The sequence below is a fragment of the Polaromonas sp. CF318 genome (genome assembly GCF_000282655.1).
Classification (GTDB): domain Bacteria; phylum Pseudomonadota; class Gammaproteobacteria; order Burkholderiales; family Burkholderiaceae_C; genus Polaromonas.
Genome location: NZ_AKIV01000058.1, coordinates 1 through 4,409 on the forward strand (window position 1 = coordinate 1; position 4,409 = coordinate 4,409).

A 4,409-nucleotide genomic window follows, 5' to 3' on the forward strand; every position below is an offset into this window, starting at 1 on the left:
CGGCTGCCCCGGCGGTGCGGGCGGCGCGGAGCTGGTGGACAGCAGTGGCACCAACAACACGCTGCAGGCCAGAGGCGGCAGTTCATGCAGCGACACCGCTGCGGTGACGGCTTTCAGCGTGACCGCGGCGGGTGCCGCCGGCGGCGCTTCGGTCACCGGCACGGCGCCGGCCAGCGGAAATAACGGCGGCAACGGCTCCGTCGTCATCACGCCCCTCAATCCGACACGGCTGATCACCAAATCCCAGCCCAGCCCGGCGCTGGCCGTGGGCAGGGACAGCGTGTACACGCTGACGGTGACGGCATCCACCTCGACGCCATTTTTCACCGCCACGGTAGGAGACCAGTTGCCGGCCAACCTGACGTATGTCGGCTGGTCCGGCACCGGCTGGACCTGCCCGACGGCGACCGGCGGCACCGGAACCCTGGTGGCCTGTACCTACAGCAGCACCACCGCGACCACCACGGCCACGTTGAACATCACGGTGAGGCCGACATCGACCACGACCGTCACCAACCGCGCCTCGGTAGGCTCCGTGGGCAATGCCACCCAGCCCGCGCCGTCCACCTGCACGGGAAACAACACGCCCGTGGGCTGCGCCACGCCGGTGACCAACACCCCTACCAATGCGATCCTGAACCTGGTCAAGTCGGCGCCCAGCCCGGCCTTGAAAGTCGGCAGCAACAGCGCCTACACCCTCACGGTCACCAACACAGGCACGACGGCGAGCACCACGGCCCGCATCCTGGACCAGTTGCCCGCCAACTTGACCTATGTCAGCGGCGTTGGCACGGGCTGGACCTGCTCCACAGCGCCCAGCGGCGGCGGCACGCTGGTGACCTGCGACTACACCGGCAGCATCGCCACCGGCGGCGGGACGGCCGCCGTCGTCATCACGGTCACGCCCACCAGCGCGGCCAGCGTGACCAACTACGCGGCGGTGGACCGGACGGGCGGCACCAACACGCCGACGCCCAGCACCTGTACCGCGGCCAACACACCGACAGCGGGTTGCGCCGCCCCGGTCACGAGTACGCCGACCATTGTCATCCTGGGCCTTGTCAAATCCGCGCCCAGCCCCGCGCTGCAGGTTTTCAGCAACAGCGCCTATACCCTGACGGTGACCAACAGCGGCACGGCCGCCAGCACCACGGCCCGCATCACCGACCAGTTGCCTGCCAACTTGACCTACGTCAGCGGCGTGGGCACCGGCTGGTCGTGCTCGGCAGCCGGCGGCGGCGGCGCGCTGGTGACCTGCAACTACAGCGGCAGCCTCGCCGCGGGCGGGGGCACCTCCGCCGTGGTGATCACCGTGACCGCCACCAGCAATGCGTCCACCACCAACTACGCCTCGGTGGACCCGACAGGCGGCACCGCGCCGCCCACGCCCACCAGTTGCACCGCGGCCAACACCCCGAGCGCGGGCTGCGCGGCGCCCGTCACCAGCATCGCCGGCCGGCCGATCGCGGGCACCGTGTATGCCGATGTGAACCACAACGGCAGCCTGGAAGCCGGCGAGTCGGGCATAGGGGGTGCCAGCCCCTTGTTCGTCAAGCTGGTGCCTGTGTCCGGCGGCATCTGCACCGGCCCGGCCGTGGCGGCGGCATCGGTCACCCTCGCCACCGGCGCCTACAGCCTGTCCAGCGTGGCGGAAGGCAGCTACTGCCTGATCCTGGACGGCAACGGCACCCTGAGCGATATCACGGCCGCCTACCCAACCGGCTGGATCGGCACCCAGAACCCGAGCGGCGTGATCCAGCTTGCGGTCGGTGCCGCGCCGCCCGCGCCGCAGAACTTCGGCCTGTACAACGGCAGCACGCTGAGCGGCAATGTGTTCGCCGACAACGGCGCGGGCGGCGGCACGGCCAACAACGGCGTGAAGGCCGGCACCGAGCCCGGCCTGGCCGGCATCACCGTCAACGCCATGCAGGGCGCGACCACGCTGGACAGCGAGCCCACGGCCAGCGACGGCAGCTTCATCCTGTGGATTCCCGGCGCCACCACCGGCACCGTGGTCCTCACGCCCGTGCTGCCGGCCGGCTACACCGCCACCGGCGGCTCGGCCGGTACCACCGGCGGCAGCTACACCCGCCCCAGCGTGAGCTACACCGCCGGCGCCGGCCTGGCCCGCACCGGCATCAGCTTCGGCATGGTGGCGCCCAACACCCTGAGCCCCAACGGCGCGCAGACCGCCCAGCCCGGCACGGTGGTGTTCTATGCGCACAGCTACAAAGCCGCCACCGGCGGCTCGGTCACGTTCTCGATGGCCAACATCGCCACGCCGGCCAGCCCGGCCTGGAACCAGGTGCTCTACCAGGACGGCGATTGCAATGCCGCGCTGGAAGCCAGCGAGACGCAGGTCACGACCGCCGTCACCGTCACCGCCGGGCAGACTGTCTGCCTGGTCATCAAGCAGTTCGTGCCCGCCGGTGCCGGCCAGGGTGCGCAGAACAGCATCACGCTGAGCGCCGCCTTCACTTACACCAACTCGGCCCCGGCGCTGGCTGTGACCACCTTGCTGGCCACCGACATCACCACGGTGGGCCAGGCCGGCGACCTGTCGCTGGCCAAGCTGGTGAGCAACATCACCCAGGCCCTCCCTGCGGCCACCAGCGTGAACGCCAATCCCGGCGACACGCTGCAGTACACGCTCACAGCCACCAACAACGGCACGCAGCCGCTGTCCACGTTGTTCGTGAGCGACTCCACCGCGGCCTTCACCGGCTTTGTGTCCGCGACCTGCCCGGGCTCCCTGCCCACGGGCATCACCGGCTGCACGGTGACGACGCAGCCGGCGGTCAATGCGCAGGGGGCGCTGAAGTGGACCTTCACCGGCTCGCTGGCCTCGGGCGGCCAGCTGGTCGTCACTTACCGCGTCAAGGTCGACCAGTAGCGGGTCGCGCACAATGGCCGCAGCGATGATGCACGATCCGTCATTCCCAGCGGTCCCGGTGCGGCGCCGGCGCTACGCAAAAATTCTGCACCCCCTGGCCGCCGCCGTGCTGGGCGCGTGGGCGGGGATGGCGTCGGCTGCGGGAGGCTCTTATGCCACCACCGGCACTTTCGCGCAAAGCCTGTGGTGGCTCGACTTCACCGGCTATGACAACGCGGTGGCGGGCACGGCCGGCGGCCAGGCTTTTACTTTCACCTTGCCCAATGGCGCCGGCACGCTGACCACGGCGGTCAAGCGCAGCGGGACCACCACCATGACCGCAGCCGCCTCGCCCGCCTGGACGGGCGGCGGTGCTTTCGGGCACGGCGCTTATAACGGCATCACCGGCGCTCCCTCCATGTACTGGCTCAGCCAGACGGGGGTGGGCACGGCCACGCTGTCGTCGCTGGTGATGAAAGACGCGTCGGGTAACAACCGCACCTTCTCGATGTTCGCGGCCGACGGTGAAAACACCGACCAGGCCGCTGAAAGAATTGTTTATACAAGCACGGCGAACTGGAGCCTGATCGACAATGTGATCGGCTACACCAGCTATACCGGTGCGCCCGTCGTGTTGTCCGGCGTCGGGTCGACCGTCGTCAACCTGACGGCGCCCACTTCGGGCTCCACCAGCTTTAACGGCTCCGTGGTGCTGGGCACGCAAAACCCGACGCAGGTGTCCGCCGCCCTGACGGGTTCGCAGGCTGCCCTGTTTGCCATCGCGCTGCCGCCGGTCACCTTCAACCTCAGCATCGCGGGGCGCCAGTACCCGGCCGACCAGTTCACCGCCGCGGTGGGCTACACCACACCGGCGGCTGCGGTGACCAGCGTCACCTCCACCGGCACCAACACCACCGCCACCACCGGCGCGGCCTCGGTCATAGGCACCAACAACATCACGCTGAGCGCGGCCATGGCCGCGGGCAGCGCCTCGGTGCTGTCCGCCTACACCGGCAGCATGGCCTGCAGCAACAGCGGGCCGGGCGCCTCCGCTTTTGGGGGAACGAACACCGTGCTGCCCAGCGGCGCCGGCACCAGCTTCACGCTGACGCCGCAAACGGGCGACCGCATCACGTGCACGCTGACCTTGACGCCCACGCCCAAGACCGTGGCGGGCACGGTGTATGCGGACCCCAACCACAACGGCAACCTGGACGCGGGCGAGGCCGGCATAGGCGGCACCAGCGCCCTGTGGGTCAAGCTGGCGCCGCTTTCTGGCGGCGTGTGCACCGGCCCGGCCACGGTGGCGGCCTCGGTCAACCTGACGACCGGCGCCTACAGCCTGGCCAATGTGGTCCAAGGCAGCTACTGCCTGATACTCGACGGCAATGCCACGCTGAGCGACATCACCGCGAGCTACCCGACCGGTTATGTGGGTTCACAAAATCCCAGCGGCGTGATCCAGCTGGTGGTGGGCGGCGCGCCACCGGCGCCGCAGAATTTCGGCCTGTACAGCGGCAGCACGCTGAGCGGCAAT

General features: G+C 69.6%; 2 protein-coding genes. Both read left to right on the top strand.

All coding sequences use genetic code 11. From position 1 onward, the window contains the following. Nucleotides 1-2,893: DUF11 domain-containing protein (locus PMI15_RS10085; protein ID WP_007867691.1), on the top strand; the 2,893-nt coding region annotated here is incomplete at its 5' end. A gap of 28 nt (nt 2,894-2,921) precedes the next feature. Further along, nucleotides 2,922-4,409 (top strand): hypothetical protein (locus PMI15_RS10090; protein ID WP_238541101.1); only part of this gene is annotated, 1,488 nt, incomplete at its 3' end.